Source organism: Polynucleobacter kasalickyi, assembly GCF_900176405.1.
In the GTDB taxonomy this organism is placed as follows: domain Bacteria; phylum Pseudomonadota; class Gammaproteobacteria; order Burkholderiales; family Burkholderiaceae; genus Polynucleobacter; species Polynucleobacter kasalickyi.
Genome location: NZ_FWXJ01000013.1, coordinates 25,082 through 42,849 on the forward strand (window position 1 = coordinate 25,082; position 17,768 = coordinate 42,849).

19 protein-coding genes and 1 tRNA gene are annotated in these 17,768 nt (G+C 38.3%); 7 read left to right on the plus strand and 13 right to left on the minus strand.

Features of this window, described 5'->3' with window-relative positions:
- Positions 1–28: 28 nt before the first annotated feature.
- The 4 genes from B8983_RS11285 to tmk are packed head-to-tail and all read right to left on the minus strand — an operon-like array spanning position 29 to position 3,319.
- On the minus strand, positions 29–787 hold the full coding sequence (locus B8983_RS11285) for an ankyrin repeat domain-containing protein (RefSeq protein WP_084284981.1): 759 nt from the start codon (positions 785–787) through the stop codon (positions 29–31).
- Positions 784–1,563, minus strand: a complete 780-nt coding sequence (locus B8983_RS11290) for a TatD family hydrolase (RefSeq protein WP_084284983.1) — start codon at positions 1,561–1,563, stop codon at positions 784–786. Before B8983_RS11290 ends, B8983_RS11285 begins: the two co-directional genes overlap by 4 nt.
- Before the next feature lie 20 nt (positions 1,564–1,583).
- Complete coding sequence (locus B8983_RS11295) at positions 1,584–2,666, minus strand: DNA polymerase III delta subunit-related protein (protein WP_084284985.1); 1,083 nt, start codon at positions 2,664–2,666, stop codon at positions 1,584–1,586.
- Entirely contained in the window at positions 2,663–3,319 is a 657-nt protein-coding gene (tmk, locus tag B8983_RS11300) for a dTMP kinase (RefSeq protein ID WP_084284988.1), read from the minus strand. Before tmk ends, B8983_RS11295 begins: the two co-directional genes overlap by 4 nt.
- Before the next feature lie 104 nt (positions 3,320–3,423).
- Between tmk and ygfZ the strand changes: the two genes are divergently transcribed.
- Positions 3,424–4,335 (plus strand): CAF17-like 4Fe-4S cluster assembly/insertion protein YgfZ, encoded by a 912-nt coding sequence (ygfZ, locus tag B8983_RS11305; RefSeq protein ID WP_084284990.1) that lies wholly within the window; start codon positions 3,424–3,426, stop codon positions 4,333–4,335.
- Between the two features lie 13 nt (positions 4,336–4,348).
- Positions 4,349–5,200, plus strand: a complete 852-nt coding sequence (locus B8983_RS11310) for an NRDE family protein (protein ID WP_084284992.1) — start codon at positions 4,349–4,351, stop codon at positions 5,198–5,200.
- 6 nt (positions 5,201–5,206) lie between these two features.
- On the opposite strand, the gene B8983_RS11315 is transcribed toward B8983_RS11310, so the two are convergent.
- Entirely contained in the window at positions 5,207–5,686 is a 480-nt protein-coding gene (locus tag B8983_RS11315) for a PaaI family thioesterase (protein ID WP_084284996.1), read from the minus strand.
- 189 nt (positions 5,687–5,875) lie between these two features.
- Here B8983_RS11315 and msrB point away from each other — a divergent pair, with 189 nt between their 5' ends.
- The 4 genes from msrB to B8983_RS11335 are packed head-to-tail and all read left to right on the plus strand — an operon-like array spanning position 5,876 to position 7,888.
- Positions 5,876–6,268, plus strand: a complete 393-nt coding sequence (gene msrB, locus B8983_RS11320) for a peptide-methionine (R)-S-oxide reductase MsrB (protein ID WP_084284999.1) — start codon at positions 5,876–5,878, stop codon at positions 6,266–6,268.
- On the plus strand, positions 6,268–6,828 hold the full coding sequence (locus tag B8983_RS11325) for a septation protein A (protein WP_084285120.1): 561 nt from the start codon (positions 6,268–6,270) through the stop codon (positions 6,826–6,828). Before msrB ends, B8983_RS11325 begins: the two co-directional genes overlap by 1 nt.
- A gap of 5 nt (positions 6,829–6,833) precedes the next feature.
- The gene (locus tag B8983_RS11330) at positions 6,834–7,103 is read left to right on the plus strand and encodes a BolA family protein (RefSeq protein ID WP_084285001.1); all 270 of its coding nucleotides are present in this window, start codon (positions 6,834–6,836) and stop codon (positions 7,101–7,103) included.
- Complete coding sequence (locus B8983_RS11335) at positions 7,100–7,888, plus strand: peptidylprolyl isomerase (protein WP_084285003.1); 789 nt, start codon at positions 7,100–7,102, stop codon at positions 7,886–7,888. The genes B8983_RS11330 and B8983_RS11335 overlap by 4 nt, the downstream gene beginning before the upstream one ends.
- Positions 7,889–7,919: 31 nt before the next feature.
- Here the strand turns inward: B8983_RS11335 and B8983_RS11340 are convergent, their stop codons facing one another.
- The 6 genes from B8983_RS11340 to B8983_RS11365 form a co-directional block, all read right to left on the minus strand.
- Positions 7,920–8,702, minus strand: a complete 783-nt coding sequence (locus B8983_RS11340; RefSeq protein ID WP_084285005.1) for a spermine/spermidine synthase domain-containing protein — start codon at positions 8,700–8,702, stop codon at positions 7,920–7,922.
- Positions 8,699–12,688 carry a phosphoribosylformylglycinamidine synthase gene (purL, locus tag B8983_RS11345; protein WP_084285008.1) on the minus strand — a complete coding sequence of 1,330 codons (3,990 nt, stop codon included), beginning with the start codon at positions 12,686–12,688 and terminating at the stop codon, positions 8,699–8,701. The genes B8983_RS11340 and purL overlap by 4 nt, the downstream gene beginning before the upstream one ends.
- A gap of 34 nt (positions 12,689–12,722) precedes the next feature.
- Complete coding sequence (locus tag B8983_RS11350) at positions 12,723–13,223, minus strand: TPM domain-containing protein (protein ID WP_084285011.1); 501 nt, start codon at positions 13,221–13,223, stop codon at positions 12,723–12,725.
- A complete protein-coding gene (locus tag B8983_RS11355) occupies positions 13,223–14,128 on the minus strand; it encodes a TPM domain-containing protein (RefSeq protein WP_234987027.1) in 906 nt (301 codons plus the stop codon). The genes B8983_RS11350 and B8983_RS11355 overlap by 1 nt, the downstream gene beginning before the upstream one ends.
- Before the next feature lie 11 nt (positions 14,129–14,139).
- Positions 14,140–14,748 (minus strand): LemA family protein, encoded by a 609-nt coding sequence (locus tag B8983_RS11360; protein WP_084285019.1) that lies wholly within the window; start codon positions 14,746–14,748, stop codon positions 14,140–14,142.
- A gap of 71 nt (positions 14,749–14,819) precedes the next feature.
- Positions 14,820–15,497, minus strand: a complete 678-nt coding sequence (locus tag B8983_RS11365) for an ABC transporter ATP-binding protein (RefSeq protein WP_084285022.1) — start codon at positions 15,495–15,497, stop codon at positions 14,820–14,822.
- 35 nt (positions 15,498–15,532) lie between these two features.
- Here B8983_RS11365 and B8983_RS11370 point away from each other — a divergent pair, with 35 nt between their 5' ends.
- Positions 15,533–16,171: an arylesterase gene (locus B8983_RS11370; RefSeq protein ID WP_084285027.1), complete on the plus strand. Its 639-nt coding sequence runs from the start codon at positions 15,533–15,535 to the stop codon at positions 16,169–16,171.
- Here the strand turns inward: B8983_RS11370 and B8983_RS11375 are convergent.
- Together B8983_RS11375 and B8983_RS11380 are read right to left on the minus strand one after the other, a co-directional pair.
- Entirely contained in the window at positions 16,168–17,619 is a 1,452-nt protein-coding gene (locus B8983_RS11375; RefSeq protein WP_084285033.1) for a peptidylprolyl isomerase, read from the minus strand. The genes B8983_RS11370 and B8983_RS11375 overlap by 4 nt on opposite strands.
- 38 nt (positions 17,620–17,657) lie before the next feature.
- Positions 17,658–17,733 (minus strand) — tRNA-Val (locus B8983_RS11380).
- Positions 17,734–17,768 lie beyond the last annotated feature (35 nt).

Consider the following 17,768-nt stretch of genomic DNA (forward strand, 5'->3'; position numbering starts at 1 on the left):
TATACGCACAATTATTTATTGCCGCCGTTTAAGGTTTTGGTAAATCATCAACCAATGGCTCGTATTCAACCTTATACAGCTTTAACCAGCGTGACTCTAAACCCTTGGCAATTTCCTTTTGGTTATACATTCTTGCAAAATCAATAGGCGTTAAATCCTGATTATTCGAAGCTGATAAATCAGCGCCTTTGTCCAGCAATAACTTCACAACTCTAATGTGTCCATAACGACAAGCAAACATTAATGCGGTTGACTCATTTGGTGACAAAGCATCTACGGTTGCACCTGAGTTTATTAATTTAGTGGTTATTTCTAGATCACCACGAATCGCCGCATAATGAATTGGACTCCAACCATCTTTATTGACATTCGCCTTACGAACATCAATGAGAAAATTTACCAATTTTGCATTTCCGACAAACGCTGCCATCATCAATGCATTTTCACCGCTTAAATTTTCATTATTTACATCAAAATCAATGGTTTGCGCAAGATAGTAAGAAACTTTTGTAGAGTTTTGTTGTATCGCAAAAACGAGAGCAGAATTGCCGAATTTACTTTTAGTATTTCTTTTAAGATATTGTTTATATTCTTCTTTTTTTATTTCATCAACATCATCCAGTTCAATTGCATTAAATAATCGATCGATTTCTTTAATCACAAATTGATCTTTATTGGATGCGTTTATAACTTTAAAGTCGTATTCTTTGAATGCTTGCGAATGACCTGAAAATAAAATAGAAGCGCTAAAGAATAGAAAAATGAAGAAAGGATGAGATCGCATCATGGACTTACATTAAACAATTGATAAAAGTTGTTACTTGTGATCCGACCAACCTCCTCTACATTGCTCTCCTTTAACTGGGAAATGTAACTAGCAACAAAGCTAACAAAACCAGGTTCATTCGTCTTACCTCGATGAGGTACCGGTGCTAAGTATGGGGAGTCAGTTTCAATTAATATTCGGTCAAAAGGAACATATTTGCAAGTTTCCTTAATTTCTAGGGCATTTTTAAAAGTTACAATTCCCGAAAAAGAGATATAAAAACCAAGGTCTAAAGCTTGCTTAGCGACCTCTTTGTTTTCTGTAAAGCAATGCATTACACCTTTGACCTGATGTTGACCAGACTCTTTTAATATAGCAATCGTGTCATCAGAAGACTGTCGAGTATGAATAATCAAGGGTTTATTCGTGACTTTTGACGCTTCAATGTGCGTACGAAAACGATCTCTCTGCCACTCGAGTTCTTCGTAAGGTTTATGAGCCATACGATAATAATCCAATCCCGTTTCACCAATTCCAATGACTTTAGGATCTTTCGATTGCTCAACTAACCATTCGAAAGAAGGCTCTGGGGTATCTTCATAGTCTGGATGAACGCCAACAGTTGCAAATAAGTGAGGATACTCATGAGCCAAAGCAAGAACTTTAGGAAAGTCAGGCATATCAACACTAATGCAAAGGGCTTTTGTGACCAATTGCTTTTCCATGAGTGCTAAGACCTCAGGTAGTCGGTTGGTAAATTCTGGAAAATCAAGGTGGCAATGTGAATCGATGAACATAAGAGAAACTTAATAGAGAGTTAACTTTTGAAAAGTTGGGCGTATTTAGATAAAACTGCTTCCAATTGGACCTTTGGAAATAAGGGATGAGTGGTTAATTTTAGCTCCTGAATTAATAATTTTAAAAACCGATTCAATTCTAGGATGTCTAATTTATTCACTTTATCTTTAAGAATTAATTGCTTGTCTGGAAAATACCTAGGTGAAACCCCAGAGTAAACCATGTATAAGTCAATACACCATTTTTGTAAGCAGGTTAATAGGTCTGATAGCTCTGCATGACTGAGTAAATCAATGAATTTGGTATGATCAAGTGAACTTGAGCTACACAATTCATTTAACATGAATGTGCTGTTAAATGAGTTTCCATCGATAGCATTTAATACTTTTAATGGTGATCTACCCATTTCTAGGAAAAGCGCCTCTATTTCAGACTGAGATTTATTCGACAATTGGGCTTGTTCCGAAAGCCATGGAATCGATAATTCTTGAGATGGCTTTGGAAGCGCGAGCAAACGACAACGTGAACGGATCGTTGGCAAAATACTCTCCAAACGATGCGTTACCAAAATATAAAAAACGTTTTCGGCTGGTTCCTCTAGCGACTTTAAAAGACAATTGGCGGCTTCAACTCGCATTGACTCCACTGGGTAAATCAGAATCACCCTCATTCCACCTCGATATGAACTGAGTTCATTCACCGAAAGAATATCTCTTACTTGGTCAATTCGAATATATTTACTTTGTTTTTTATCCTCAGATGAGGTACTAACAACAGCATCTGGATTTACTGCAAATGGGAGTAAGTGGTAAGAGTCCTCGGGAAGGATTGAGAAAAAATCGGGATGATTTGCCATTGAATACCAGCGACAAGCTTGGCACTTTAAACAAGGCTTATGATTCGTTTTGTTTTCACAGATTAAATAATTTGCTAAATAAAGAGCAAAATTTAATTTTCCAATATCCTTTTCACCATAAATTAATAGTGAATTTGGAACGCCATTAATTACAAATTCTTGGTAAAAATCTTCAAACCATGGGTATAAATGGATTTCACCAGGAATGGACTGCCCTTCTTTTGAAATCCCCTTGGTACCACTCATAGAAAACTAGCTTCCAATTCCATCATGTCCCGAATTGTATCGATGCTCAAACTCGCATCAATTAACTTGATCCGGTTAGGAAAAACACTGGCTCTTCTTAAGTATTCATTACGAACTTGATTAAAGAAATGGATATCTAACTTTTCAAATTTATCAGGTGTTCTGGTTTGCTCTCTTCTTTGCTGTGCAATTTCAACGGATAAGTCGAATAAAAAAGTCTTATTTGGCTGAATTTCAAAAACATCGCCTTTCGTAACCCTGCCCTGCACCCACTTTTCAAGTATATTTAATTGCTCAATCGAGATTCCCCGACCACCACATTGGTAGGCAAAGGATGAATCCGTAAAACGATCTGAAATAACGATGTCGCCCATCATGAGAGCTGGTTCAATGATTTGTGCAAGATGCTCTCTCCTTGCAGCAAACATTAAAAGCGCTTCTGTTTCAGGATGCATGGGTTGATTTAATAGCTCTGTACGCAGTTTTTCACCAAGATCTGTTCCACCTGGTTCACGGGTTAAGATAATTTTTTTTGCGGGATATTTTTCTTTTAATTTGCCAGCAAAGTGATTAATGTGGGTACTTTTTCCAGCGCCGTCGATGCCTTCAAAAGTAATGAAAATTCCTGGATAACGCTGTGCTTGTAAATTCATGAGGGAGTTTATAATGGTTTAAAGTATTCTATCAAGTTATTAACCTTATTTCATAAGTGTTTATTTAAACACATACGTTGTTCAATCCATCTTCTAGAAACCCTATGACTTTAAACAAATTTCAATTGTTAGGCGATTTAAATATCATTTGTGTTCGTGGCGATGACGCCAGAAATTTTTTACAAAATTTATGTACATCTGATCTCAATAAGACCAACTCATCAAAAGGATCTTTGTCTGGATTTTGCTCACCCAAAGGGAGACTCCAAGCAAGCTTTTGGATTACGAATCCTAATCCAGATGAATTTTATCTTTGGATCAGTCGAGATATAGCGTTGGAGTTTTCAAAGAAACTTTCGATGTACAGATTAAGGTCAAAAGTAGAAATCAACTTATTGGATCAAGGTTTGAATCTTTACGGGGTTCTCTATTCAGAGGGATTCGAAAACCCTGCAGATGCTCTAGCAGTCTGCGAGTTACCAACAGTCACATACCATGGCACAAAGTATGGCCGGGTGCTCGTAGCAAGTACAACCCCATTATTTCAAGATCAAGTTTTGAGTGTTCAAGATCATTGGCTCTTATTAGAAGTAATGAGTGGTGTACCTAGAATTACAAGTGCTACCAAAGATTTATTCGTTCCTCAGATGGTTAATTTTGAATCCGTCGGTGGTGTTGACTTTAAAAAAGGCTGCTATCCTGGTCAAGAAATAGTCGCTAGAAGTCAATATTTAGGGACGATTAAGCGCAGACTTCTGATTGGTTTTGTATCTAGTGTCACAGGAGTTGAGGCGCTTTTAAAACCTGGTCAGACAATTTGTTTAACGGAGGATCCAGACCAAGAAGTAGGCGTCATTGTTTTAGCGGCATTCAGCGCAGAAAAAAACGGCTATTATCTGCAAATTGAAGTAATGCTAAACTGCTCTGATAAACAGTTATTGATCCGTAATGAACAGCAACAATCCGTTCAAATCACGGAGATTAACCAGCCCCCTTATCAACTATTAGAAATTTAATCCTTTTGATTGTATGTGTTTAATTTTATTTGCTTGGAACTCTCATCCTGACTACTCTTTGGTAGTTGCGGCTAATCGTGATGAGTTTTATGCTCGACCAACACATCCAATTGGCTACTGGAAGGATGTCCCCCACATATTAGGCTCTAGAGATGCAGCTGATGTCTTAGGGATTCCGGGGACAGCTTTAGGTTTGTCTTTAGACGGTAAATTTGCGGCTGTAACGAATATCCGAGCACTGAGTGAAAAAAACCCTGAAATGCGAACCAGGGGTGAACTAACCGCTAAATTTCTCACTCAGCCGCACAATATTCAAGAGTTTATCCAACAACATGAAAAATCCTTTTTGCAATATAACGGATTTAACTTACTGTTAGGTGATATTTCTCAAGGTGAGAAAAGTCACTTGAGTTGGTTGAGTAACCGACTTGTCATTGGTGGTAAAGTTCGTCATCGTAAAGTCATGAATCCAGCACCTGTCATCCCGGGTGTTTATGGCTTGTCCAATGCAATGCTCGATACACCATGGCCAAAAGTTCGCACTGGTGTTGCTTCTTTTGCTCAAGCCTTAGCAATGGATAACGGCAATTTAAATCATCCAGAACATTACTTTAAGTTATTGAAAAACGATACTTTGCCTAGAGATGAAGAATTACCTTCAACGGGTGTAAATCTTGAGTGGGAAAGAGCTTTATCGCCAATTTTTATTAAAACTGAAAATTATGGCACTCGATCAAGCTCTCTACTTAGAGTTAGGAAAGATGGCGTCTTTCAAATGATTGAACGCACTTTTGATGCTGACGCCAATGAGGAAACTGCAATTTTTGAAGGTCAATTTAATCAATCAACACAAATAGAAAGATAATTTTCTTTATTTTTCTATAGAGAGTTGATCTTCCTTAACAATTCTTGAACCGTTAGCATCCCTACTAGCCATCTTTTTAAAATATTTAAAAGTGCCTGTGGCTAAGCAACAAACCTTATCATTTTCATCATAAACTTTGGCTTCACAAAAAGCCATCGTTACGGAACGTTGAACAATGCTACCAACCACTCGAATGGTTCCAGTCGGCGTTAACATAAACATATTTTTCAATTCAATCGTGACAACACTACGATCATCTGGGTCCCCTGCTCTGGCGGCAATGGCCATAGCAGCATCCGCTAATGTTAAAAGGGCTCCACCGTGCACAGTTCCCCAAGTATTTAAATGCTTTTCTTCAATTGCAAGGCTAACAACCCCCTCACCATCAGCCATTTTCTCAAGTTTTACACCTAGCAATTTTAAGAAAGGAACATCAATATCCCTCGGAAAGGTGGTGGCTTCAGTTGTTTTTATGGTGTTCGTCATTTTTGATAGATGTTGATTGAAGAGGTATGTTCATTTTAGCGACTAAAGTTTTCACCCTTTCAAATTATTTAAAATTCCTATGAAATGAGGAATACTTAAATAAACCTTGAACAGCGATTGAAATATTGAAAGAGTCGAAACCTTATATAATTCAAAGGTTCTTTTTATCTAACTCGATGAGATTAAAAAATGTCAAAAAAACCGAATGAACAGTACAAAGCCGAACTGAGCCCTATTGAATATGCAGTAACAAGAGAGGCGGCTACTGAAAGACCATTTACAGGTAAATATTGGGATTTTTGGAATAAGGGAACCTATCAGTGTATCTGTTGTGGAACTCCTTTATTTGAATCAGATGCAAAATTTGATGCTGGTTGCGGTTGGCCCAGTTTCTTTATTCCGAAAGATCAAGCCCCGATTGCTGAAATTAAAGATATGACTCATGGAATGATTAGAACAGAAGTTCAATGTAAAAATTGTGATGCCCATCTTGGTCATGTCTTTGAAGATGGACCACAGCCTACGGGTCTGCGGTATTGTATTAATTCAGCTTCTTTAAAATTCGAATCGAACGATCAATGATTAAACTACTTCTTGAAATTCTGCCCATTGTTGCATTTTTTGTAGCATTTAAATTATTTGATATTTTCACCGCTACAGCGGTTGCCATGGCAATCAGTGTGTTGCAGATACTATGGCTTAAGCTAAGAAAACATGAAGTACCAAAAATGCAATGGTTTAATTTAATCATCATTATGGTGTTCGGTGGATTAACCTTGGTTTTGCATGATGAAAGTTTCATCATGATCAAACCAACGATTCTCTATTGGTCTTTTGCCGCGGTACTTGCGATTAGTTGGTTTGGATTTAAAAAGAATCTAATCAAGGCTGTATTAGGTAAAGAAATTGCTTTGCGTCCGGCAGTTGAAAACGAAGTATGGTTTAAATTAAATCTAGGCTGGGTTATTTACTTCGTAATTCTTGGAATTCTCAACTTGTGGATTGCCTACAATTTTTCAAAAGATACATGGGCCGACTTTAAACTATCAACGATAGGTTTGTTGTTCATTTTTGTTATTTGCCAAGGAGTTTGGTTATCGAAACATATGGACCATGACTCTACAAATACTCCTAACCAATAATCCATATGCATCCAGATATTCAACGTTACCTAATCGCCTTAGAAAAACTCAATGCATCTCATGTTGAGTTTATTGATAATTCATCAGATCATGCTGGTCATGCAGGTCATCATGGAGATGGCCCTAGTCACTTAACACTCAACATTGTTAGTGATGCTTTTGCAGGTCAAAACCGAGTCTCACGTCATCGCCTAGTGTATGATATCCTCAAAGATTGGATGCCAAATCCAATTCACGCTCTAGTTATTAACGCAAAAACTTCAAACGAAAAATGAAAATCATATTAAAAACTACCATCGCTATTTGTTTACTCAGCTCTTACACATTAGTTAACGCTCAAAATGCTGCCGTTGTGAATGGCAAACCCATCCCCTCTGCTAAATTAAATCGTTTAATTGAACAGTCTGGTCAACCAAACTCTCCTGAGTTACGTGAAAAAGCACGTGATATTTTGATTACCAAAGAGTTAGTTCTTCAAGAAGCTGACAAGCGTGGTATCACCAAGAATCCTGATGTTCAAGAAGCGATTGAACAAGCTAAACTTTCAGTTTTGGTTTCAGCAGTTTTTGAAGACTTCGTTTCTAAAGAAGGTATTTCTGATAAAGAACTCGAGCCGATCTATGAGTCCATGAAAGGTCAAATGGGCGGTAAGGAGTATAAAGCTCGGCATATTCTTGTGAGTGAAGAAAAATTAGCAAAATCACTGTTAGCAAAAATCAAAGGTGGCGCAAGTTTTGCAGAATTAGCGAAAGCCAATTCAAAAGATACTGGCTCAGCCGTTAAAGGTGGCGATTTAGACTGGGTTTCAGCGAACAGTTTAGTTCCTGAATTCTCAAAGGTAATGACTACTTTGTCTGCAGGTCAATTAGCATCTGAGCCTGTCAAAACTGAATTCGGTTGGCATATCATTCAAGTAGATGAAATTAAAGAGACGCCAATTCCAACACTTGCAGAAGTTAAACCAAAATTAGTTCAAATGTTAACCCAAGATCAAAATTGGCAAAAATCTAAATTTGCTGAAATGATGGAGAAATTCAAAGCTAAAGCAAAGATTCAGTAAGCTTCATACTACGAATTCACAAAAAACCTTTCTATATAGAAAGGTTTTTTTTATCCTGAAGATTATTCTCTCGAATAGAGTCAACCCAGCCCTCGGTTGGTAACTTGGTTTGCTTTTGCAGGTAAGCCGCTCGTTTTTGTAACTCTGACCAAGAGACCGTCAAAGGTGGACCTTTAAAAGCAATCGCCACGACGTTGTAATCATGCACTTCTTTGAATAGTAGAACACGATTGCCAAAGGCATCGCAAAGATTATTAATGTTTTTCTTAAAGCTTGAATGACGACTAAAAAGATTGACGGTTAAAACACCTGGTGCCTTGAGGGTATCAAAACACCCTTTATAAAAAGATTTTGAACTTAACGCTGGACCTGAAGCTTCACCATTAAATAAATCAACTGCTAGAACATCAAATTGATGATGATTATCTTTGTTTTTAACAAACTCTAAAGCATCTGCTTGTAATAAGCTCAGCCGAGGATCCATTGTATTGAGGCCAAACATTGATTGAGAAGCAACGATAACAGCAGGATTCAAATCTACAGCCGTAGCTGTAATCTTTCGATGAAGACCCAAGGTAAATTTCGTAATCGAACCCGTTCCAACACCAAGTTGCAAAGTATTAAAGTTGTCCTGTGGCTCTAAAAAAAGTAACCACCCCATCATTTGCTGAGCATATTCCAATTCCAGAAGGTCTGGTTTTTTGATACGCATCGCACCCTGAATCCAAGGAGTACCTAGATGTAAGTAACGCACCCCATCAATTTCGGAGAACGTTACTGGTTCAAAACGTTTTTGTTTTTTATTCTTTTTCAATTGATTGCTTTTCTGGCGTTTCTAAACATTCTCATCCAAGGACTCAAACCTTCATCGAAGTCATTCCAGTTGGATGGAGACCAACTCATTTGGGCACTTCTAAATACTCGCTCAGGATGAGGCATTAGGATAGAAAATCTACCGTTAGTTGTAGTGACTCCGGTGATACCCTCAGCAGAGCCATTCGGGTTGAATGGATAGGTTTGCGTTGGTTGCCCGTAGTGATCCACATAACGCATCGTCATCAACTGTTGGTCCTTGAGTGCTTGTAAAGAGCCCTTTTGACTAAAATTAGCGAAACCCTCACCATGAGCAACTACTATCGGTAATTGACTACCTGCCATACCAGAGAAAAATAGACTATTCGATTGAAGAATTTCCACTTGAACTAATCGTGATTCATATTGCTCAGAGTGGTTACGTGTGAATTTTGGCCATGCCTCTGAACCAGGGATGATAGGAGATAAGTTACTCATCATCTGACAGCCATTACATACCCCAAGTGCAAAGGTTTCACTTTGATTAAAAAATGATGCAAAAGAATCTCTTAAACTAGGGTTAAATAAAATAGTGCTTGCCCAACCTTCTCCAGCCCCGAGCACATCACCGTAACTAAAACCACCGCAAGCAATAAACCCTTGAAACTGATTGAGTTCTACCCGACCTGAGATCAGATCTGTCATATGAACATCCATTGACTCAAAACCAGCCAAACTAAATGCTCTTGCCATTTCAACGTGTGAGTTAACACCCTGCTCTCTTAAAATCGCTACCTTTGGTTTAAGGTTTAAAGAGAGATATGGCGCTGCTGGGTTTTCATTCGGATCAAAAGTCAGAATAGGCGAAATACCTGGGTCTTTTTTGTCATTAACAATATTTTTTTCAGAAGCTACACATGCCGGGTTATCCCTTAGTGAGGCGATCTCCGAACTATTTTTCTCCCATAAAGTTTGTAACTCAACCCGAGACTTTTGGAAAATAGTTTTCGCATCACGCCAAATCTCAATCATATCGGAGGTGTTGATTTTAGCGATTACGTGAGAATTAGCACTCAATCCATATTTACGTAGCTCTGCAAATACGAGATCACGTTGCTGGCGATTCGTTTGAATCACAACGCCTAATTCTTCATTAAACAATGCTTTGATGGTACTCTCATCACGTCGACCAGATATTTGTGACGCCCAATTTTTAGCATCACCATAATCAGACTCATGACCTTTTTCCATTACGAGAAGATCAATATTGATGGATAAACCAACTCTTGAGCAAAAAGACATTTCACAAAGAGATGCAAATAACCCTCCATCAGAACGATCATGGTAAGCCAAGATTAATTGTTCATTTTTTAACGCTGTGAGTGCTTGGGTAAAACGAATCAATAAATCGGCTGAGGCTAAATCAGGACAATTTGAATCATCTTGATTAGTGATCTGTGACAAAACACTTCCACCCATCCGATTTTCTTGTTGGCCTAGGTCTAGAAAGATCAGCTCAGTATCCTGACTATTGTGAAGAAGTGGTGTAACCGTTTTGCGGACATCAGAAACAGGTGCAAATGCTGAAATAATTAATGAAACAGGAGAAGTTACGCTTTTTTTCTCATCCCCATCTTGCCATTGTGAGCGCATCGATAAAGAATCCTTACCAACAGGAATCGATATACCTAAAGCTGGACATAGTTCCATACCAATTGCTTTAACGGCCTCATACAACTTTACATCTTCACCTTCTGTGCCACAAGCAGCCATCCAGTTCGCAGAAAGTTTCAAGTCTGAAATTTGTTCAATATCAGCACTAAAAATATTGGTAATCGCTTCACTGACAGCCATTCTAGCTGCGGCCGCAGAATTATAAATAGCAATTGGCGTACGCTCCCCCATTGCCATTGCTTCGCCTTTAAACCCCTGATAGTCCATCATTGTTACCGCACAATCAGCTACTGGAACTTGCCATGGGCCAACCATCTGATCACGATGCGTTAAACCACCAACAGATCTATCGCCAATGGTAATTAAAAACGATTTACTAGCGACTGTTGGGTGAGAAATTACTGATTCAATTGCCTCACTTAAAGGGATAATGCTCCAATCAGTTGATTTTTGTGGCATCGGCAATGACTTCACATCACGATGAGTTAGTGGTGGTTTTCCTAATAGAACTTCCATTGGAATATCAATGGGAGTAAATTGATCATCAGTGGATTGATATTTCGTATCCTTTAAGATCAACTGTCTTTCTTGCGTCGTTTTACCAACGACCGCAAATGGGCAACGCTCCCTTGCACAAATCTCTGAAAAAAGTTCAAGACTCTCTTCTTTGATTGCTAGTACATACCTTTCTTGGGACTCATTGCACCACATCTCAGCAGGACTTAAGCCAGATTCCTCAATTGGGATTTTCCGCATATCAAAAATAGCACCTAAACCCGCACCATCAGCAAGCTCTGGAAAGGCATTTGACAAGCCACCTGCCCCCACATCATGAATGGAAACGATGGGACTATTTTCCCCCATTTGAATACAACTATTAATCACTTCTTGAGCGCGACGCTCGATTTCTGGATTACCTCGTTGTACCGAATTAAAATCTAGATCACTCGCATTGGTACCGGTTGTCATAGAACTTGCAGCTCCACCACCCATACCAATTTTCATTCCAGGACCGCCTAATTGAATGAATAAATCACCACTCATGATTTCTTTTTTGTGCGTATGAATATCATCAATTGCACCGATACCGCCAGCAATCATAATTGGCTTGTGATAACCCCATCTTTTGCCATGAATGGTCTGTTCAAAGACCCTAAAATAACCGCCCAGTATTGGCCGACCAAATTCATTATTAAAAGCTGCGCCACCAATCGGACCACTAATCATAATTTCTAGTGGGTTAGCAATTAAATCAGGTTTACCAAATGCAGGTAACTCCCAAGAATGTGTAAAGTTAGGGATTTGTAAATTAGATACGGAGAAGCCAGTTAAGCCGGCTTTAGGTTTACCACCTATACCAGTAGCACCTTCATCTCTAATTTCTCCACCAGCACCAGTTGATGCACCAGGAAAAGGAGAAATGGCAGTCGGATGATTATGGGTCTCGACTTTCATCAAGGTATGAACGAGCCGAGATTTTTCTTCGTAAACTTTCGTGACAGGATTGGGAGCAAAAACCTGACTTTGTACGCCCTCCATGATCGCAGCATTATCTGAATATGCAACAACGGTACCTTCTGGGTGCAGTTGATGCGTATTTCGAATCATACTAAATAAAGACTTCTCTTGTTGAGTACCATCAATAGTCCAACTGGCATTAAAAATTTTGTGACGACAATGTTCACTATTCGCCTGAGCGAACATAATTAATTCAACATCGGTCGGATTTCTTTTTAAGAGATTGAAATTTTCTTCTAAATAATCAATTTCATCTTCTGATAATGCTAAACCTAGGTCAGTATTAGCTTGAATAAGGGCTGTCTTGCCTTCAGTATATAAAGCAATTTCCTTAAATGGTTGATCAGGTAGCACCTGATATAAAGTCTCAATTTGGGAGATTGCATCGAATACAGATTCCGTCATACGGTCATGAGTCAACTTATACAGGGTCAGCAATTGATCTTGAGTTAACTCCTTACTTGACTCATAGGTATAGCAAATGCCTCTTTCTAATCGCAATAGGTCTAAGTGACATATTTTGGCAATATCTGTTGCTTTGCTAGCCCATGGTGAAATAGTTCCGAGTCGTGGGGTTACAAAAAATGATTTTTGTTTTTTGTTTTTAACAACTACGTCACTTGTAGGACAATTTAACAGTTCTTTTAATTGTTTGAAGGTTTCATCCGTTAATGCATCTTCAGTCCAAATAAAGAACTGAAATTGAGATTCGATGGATTTAATGGGTAATTGATTTTCTTTGAAAGAATCCAGTAGTTGAATTTTTCTAAAATCTGATAGAGCAATGGCTCCGAGTAAATGATGAAAGTTAGGCATACCGTAATTATACGAAATGCGCAAAGCAAACGGTTTAAATTATGACAGGTTGATCAGAAAGTTCATTAGGGGTAATGAGTTTTGATGGATAAAATTCCCTCAATATCTGGTCTATTTCATGAATACCTGCTAAAACACCCTCTTGAAATGCCCCATTTCTCAATTGTTTTTCAATTTTGCTACAGGTTGTTTGCCAAAATCCATCGCCCACAAGTTGATGAATTCCTCGATCTGCGATGATTTCAATGGCTTGATCAGCCATCAATAAATAAATTAAAACCCCATTGTTATGCTCAGTATCCCAAATCTTTTGCAATGAAAAAACCTCTATGGCCCGTTCTCTGGGGCTTTGGTGATGAAATAATGCATAAGGTGACAAACTAGTCTCAATCACTACTTGAATTTGACCAGAATGACCAATTTCACTTCGAGCGATAGCAGACTCGATTTGTTGGAGACTAAGCGTTGAGAAATACTTCTTGGTTTGCCTAGATGTCGCAAATAAATGTTTAAATAGTCGAGATACATTAAGCATTACCAACTCCCTGAAGATCCGCCACCGCCAAAACCGCCTCCACGACCTCCACCAAAACCACCCCCACTAAAACCACCTCGTCCACCGCTAAACCCACCTACCCCCCCAATACCATGCATACCTAGACCGCCGAGAAGGGTTGCGAAAAAACCAATCACAGCAGCTATCAAAGCGATACCAACTGTGCCCGTAATTAACCACGCCAAGATGCCAGTAATACCAGCAGTTAGAGTCCCACCTAGAATATTCCCTACTAATTTTTTCAAGATAGATCCTACGAAAATTGCAACCATGAAAGCAATCATTAAAACGCCTTCAAAGCCATCATTTTGATTAGCTACCTGTTGAGCTCTGACAGGGGGAGGTAAGGCCTCTCCATTAATAATTTGTATTGATTTATTAAGGCCGGCAATAATGCCCTCATAAAATAACCCTTGCTTCAAATAAGGGGTAATGATTTCACTGATGATTCTTTTAGTTGTTACATCCGTCAGAGCACCTTCCAAGCCATACCCTACCTCAAACCTTAGTTTTCGATCCTCTTTAGCAATGATTAATAACAGTCCATCATCAACTTTTTTCCGCCCCAACTTCCACTGGTCCACAACCCGAATAGAAAACTGTTCAATCTCCTCCGGTTGAGTTGTCGGAAGGATTAACACTGCGATTTGTGTACCCCTTGCTTTCTCATAGGCGTTTAATTGATTCTCTAATGTAATTTTTTGGTCAGCCGTTAAGGTATTGGTTAGATCAGTAACCAAACTTTTCAAAGTAGGAATCTCTACTAGCCCTTCATGTTGATGGGGCAAATCAGCAGGCTTACTTTGGCAAATAAAGGTCCCTAGAGCTAAACAAAGAATTAGCATCCATTTTGAAAAATAAGACGCTATGAATGAGTAATTCATTAATTAATTAATTATTTGTTTGAATTAAAGTCGACCGTTGGTGCTTTTGATATGGCAGCTTCATTTTCAACGGTGAAGTTCTCTTTCGGTTTATATCCAAACATCATTGCAGTCAAATTATTGGGAAAGGTTCTAACATTAACGTTGTACTCTTGAACTGCTTTGATATACCTATTTCTAGCAACTGTAATACGATTTTCCGTACCCTCAAGTTGAGCAGAAAGATCTCTAAAGGTAGCGTCCGACTTTAATTGAGGATAGTTTTCAGAAACCACCATCAAGCGTGACAAACTACCTTTTAATTCATTTTGAGCGGCCAAGAACTTTTTAAAGGCTTCAGGATCATTAACCAATTCAGAAGTAGCCTGTATCGTACCCACTTTAGCTCTTGCTTCGGTTACTTGAGTAAGGACATCTTTTTCTTGGTTAGCATAACCTTTTACGGTATTGACTAAATTAGGGATTAAGTCTGATCTTCTCTGGTATTGATTCAACACCTCAGACCAATTAGCTTTAATCTGCTCATCAGCAGTTTGGAAGCTATTGTAACCACAGCCGGTTAAGGTCAAAACCATCAAAATACTGATGAGGAAGGAAAATGATGTTTTAATAAATCGCATATTTAAATCCTTTTTAACTAGTAAATGAATATAGTAATTATTTAATCATCCAGAAACTGACAAAGAAAGTTTCACTCACTTAATGTACCACTATTGAGGCGAAAAATCCTATCGCATTGATTTGCCAAATTTAAATCATGAGTCACCAAAATAATGGTTGTCTTTAATTTTTGATTGAGTTGAAACAACAAATCTGTGACAACATTGCCGTTTTGAGCATCTAGGCTTCCCGTAGGCTCATCGACAAATAGTATTTCTGGATCATTGATAAATGCTCTAGCAAGAGCAACACGTTGTTGCTCTCCACCAGATAATGTATTGGGATAAGCACTCATGCGGTGACTCAGGCCAACTTTTTCCAATAAGAGCTTCGCTTTCAGCTCAAAACTTTCACTTAATTTCCCTGAGATCTCAATGGGTAATAAAACATTTTCGAATACACTTAATTCAGGAATTAATAAAAAATTTTGAAACAGAAATCCAACCCGGTTTTTTCTAAGATTTGCCCTCTCGTTTTCATTCAAGTCTGAAAGTAATTCGCCAAAGAGTTTCACCTCGCCCGTGTAATCCGAATCTAAACCCGCTAAAATACTCAATAAGGTGGTTTTACCAGAACCAGAGCTTCCTAAAAAAGCGATCTTCTCCCCTGGGAATATTTCTAAATTAATATCCTTGAGAATTTCGATTTTTCCAGTTCCCTGTTGGACTTCTTTGGCAAGATTTTTTGCTGAGATATAAGAGTCAATCATTTCTATTGTGTCATTAAATTATTGAGGTACTTGGGATGTTTCGAAGATTTTGTAGTTTGTTCATTGTATTGCTAAGTTTGATTATTTCATCTTCTATCACTTATGCCCAAGGAAATACTAAGGGTACTTCAGCTATTTTGGTTCTTGGTGATAGTATTTCAGCTGGTTATGGGGTGGTTAACGGCAAGGCATGGGTAGACCTTATTCAACAACAATTAATCGCCAAGCAATCGCCTTATTTCATGATTAATGCCAGCATTAGTGGTGACACAAGCTCAGGAGGAGTGTCTCGAATTCCAGCATTACTAGAGAAGCACCATCCCAAAATTGTCATCCTTGAATTAGGGGCAAATGACACCCTGAGGGGCTTTCAAATTGAACAGACCGAGTTAAATCTTCAAAAAATCATTAACCTCAACAAACAATATCTTGCTAAGACGATGCTAGTTGGTATGAAAATACCGAATAATTATGGTGAAAAATATACGCAAAAAATTGAGTTGATGTATCAACGTTTAGCGAGGGCCAATAACTTAGTATTTATCCCATTTCTGCTTGAAAAATTTGCCCTTAAAAGAGAGTTTTTTCAAGATGATGGGATCCACCCAACTACCCTCGCCCAACCATTGATTTCTCAAACTGTCGCAGAGAAATTATTTCCGATGCTGAATTAAAAAGAAGACTTCAAAAACTTCACTGTTGAACGATCTTTGATATTTTCTAAGTACGCAGCAATCTCGGCTTGATTAGTCAAAACACCGATTTGTTGATACTGCTGTAATAAAACGTTTGGATTTGACTTTTCACCAGGCCGAACTTGATTAATTTTGTAAATCGCAAATCCACTTCCAGGAATATTACTTGACACCACTTTAGGTAAAGCGTCTTCCTTCGCATTGAAAATTCTCTCAAATGGCTCACCAGCCAAATCGGCCGGACGATTTCTTGAAACCCAAATTGGTTTCGTGAATTCTTTAGAGTTAATTTTTTGGGTAGGATCGGTTTGTAATTTTGCGAAAACTTCCATTCCTGCTTTAATAGCGGCTTCTTCAGCCTTCTTGAGGGCAACAATTTTTTCAATATCTGCTTTTACCTTCTCAAAAGGCAGAGTTGCAGCTGGGTGATTTTGGACAACACGCGCGGCGACTAAGACACCAGGAGATACTTCAATGGCTTCAATGTTCTTACCTGATTTTAAAGAGTCTTCTTTGAAAATTGCTTGTAAAAGCTTTGCTTGATTTAATGGATGAGACTTAGGTAAGTTAGATAAACCCCGCGTAGTTAAATCAGCCTGAGATTCAATTTTTAATTTAAATGTATCCGCGGTAGGCTTTAAGCTATCGGCTTGTTCATAAACCATATTAGCGAACTGATCCGCTTTTTTAGCAAAGGTTGTTTCATCCTCACCTTGCTTACTAAAAGTAATATATTCAACATCAACTGATGGGGTTGATTGAAACTGAGCTGGGTTTGCTTGATAGTAATCAGAAATATCACTGTCTTGAACTTGAACCGTTTTTAGATAGTCATTCGAAGTAAAAAACATTGCTTGGACTTCCCTTTCGGTACTCATCGAAGTAATAATTCTGTCTGAAATTTTACTAGAGGAAATAACAACTCCATTACTACTTAAGGCATTTTGCAAGGAACCATTCATTATTTCACTACGTTTAATCGCTTCAAACTGCGATACAGTAAGTCCGTTATTTTCTAATAACTGGCGATATTTATCCGTATCAATTGAACCGTCGCTTTTCTTGAGTGCAACAATTTCTGGAAATTTTAATAATTCTTTTGCCAACATTTCAGAAGATACTTGCAAATTCAAATCTTTAATATCAAAAGCCAACAATTTTTGTTGAATCAACTGATTCAAGATGGCATTTTTAAATGCTGGAGTTTGGGCTAGGCTTTGATTAGAACCCAAACGACTCGATTGACTTTTAACTGCATTATCAAGTTCAAGTTGAGTAATCGTCAGGTCACCAATTTTGACAATATCGTTATTACTTGTCGAAAATCCTTTATAACTTTCAATTCCCAAAAAGACAAATGAAGGGAAAATTAAAACTAAAAGGATTGCTTGCAGAATTTTTTGGTGTTGACGAACGGAATCAAACATAGGGATTGGGTTAGTTATTGAAAAATGATAGGAGGATTTGGTGGGTGCTGACGGGATCGAACCGCCGACATTCTGCGTGTAAGGCAGACGCTCTACCATCTGAGCTAAGCACCCTTATCTATTGATTGTCAAAATTTTAATTATAAAGG

Coding starts and splice junctions, on each gene's coding strand:
- B8983_RS11285 (WP_084284981.1), bottom strand. CDS start 787: ATGATGCGATCTCATCCTTTCTTCATTTTTCTATTCTTTAGCGCTTCT.
- B8983_RS11290 (WP_084284983.1), bottom strand. CDS start 1,563: ATGTTCATCGATTCACATTGCCACCTTGATTTTCCAGAATTTACCAAC.
- B8983_RS11295 (WP_084284985.1), bottom strand. CDS start 2,666: ATGAGTGGTACCAAGGGGATTTCAAAAGAAGGGCAGTCCATTCCTGGT.
- tmk (WP_084284988.1), bottom strand. CDS start 3,319: ATGAATTTACAAGCACAGCGTTATCCAGGAATTTTCATTACTTTTGAA.
- ygfZ (WP_084284990.1), top strand. CDS start 3,424: ATGACTTTAAACAAATTTCAATTGTTAGGCGATTTAAATATCATTTGT.
- B8983_RS11310 (WP_084284992.1), top strand. CDS start 4,349: ATGTGTTTAATTTTATTTGCTTGGAACTCTCATCCTGACTACTCTTTG.
- B8983_RS11315 (WP_084284996.1), bottom strand. CDS start 5,686: ATGACGAACACCATAAAAACAACTGAAGCCACCACCTTTCCGAGGGAT.
- msrB (WP_084284999.1), top strand. CDS start 5,876: ATGTCAAAAAAACCGAATGAACAGTACAAAGCCGAACTGAGCCCTATT.
- B8983_RS11330 (WP_084285001.1), top strand. CDS start 6,834: ATGCATCCAGATATTCAACGTTACCTAATCGCCTTAGAAAAACTCAAT.
- B8983_RS11335 (WP_084285003.1), top strand. CDS start 7,100: ATGAAAATCATATTAAAAACTACCATCGCTATTTGTTTACTCAGCTCT.
- purL (WP_084285008.1), bottom strand. CDS start 12,688: ATGCCTAACTTTCATCATTTACTCGGAGCCATTGCTCTATCAGATTTT.
- B8983_RS11350 (WP_084285011.1), bottom strand. CDS start 13,223: ATGCTTAATGTATCTCGACTATTTAAACATTTATTTGCGACATCTAGG.
- B8983_RS11355 (WP_234987027.1), bottom strand. CDS start 14,128: ATGAATTACTCATTCATAGCGTCTTATTTTTCAAAATGGATGCTAATT.
- B8983_RS11360 (WP_084285019.1), bottom strand. CDS start 14,748: ATGCGATTTATTAAAACATCATTTTCCTTCCTCATCAGTATTTTGATG.
- B8983_RS11365 (WP_084285022.1), bottom strand. CDS start 15,497: ATGATTGACTCTTATATCTCAGCAAAAAATCTTGCCAAAGAAGTCCAA.
- B8983_RS11370 (WP_084285027.1), top strand. CDS start 15,533: ATGTTTCGAAGATTTTGTAGTTTGTTCATTGTATTGCTAAGTTTGATT.
- B8983_RS11375 (WP_084285033.1), bottom strand. CDS start 17,619: ATGTTTGATTCCGTTCGTCAACACCAAAAAATTCTGCAAGCAATCCTT.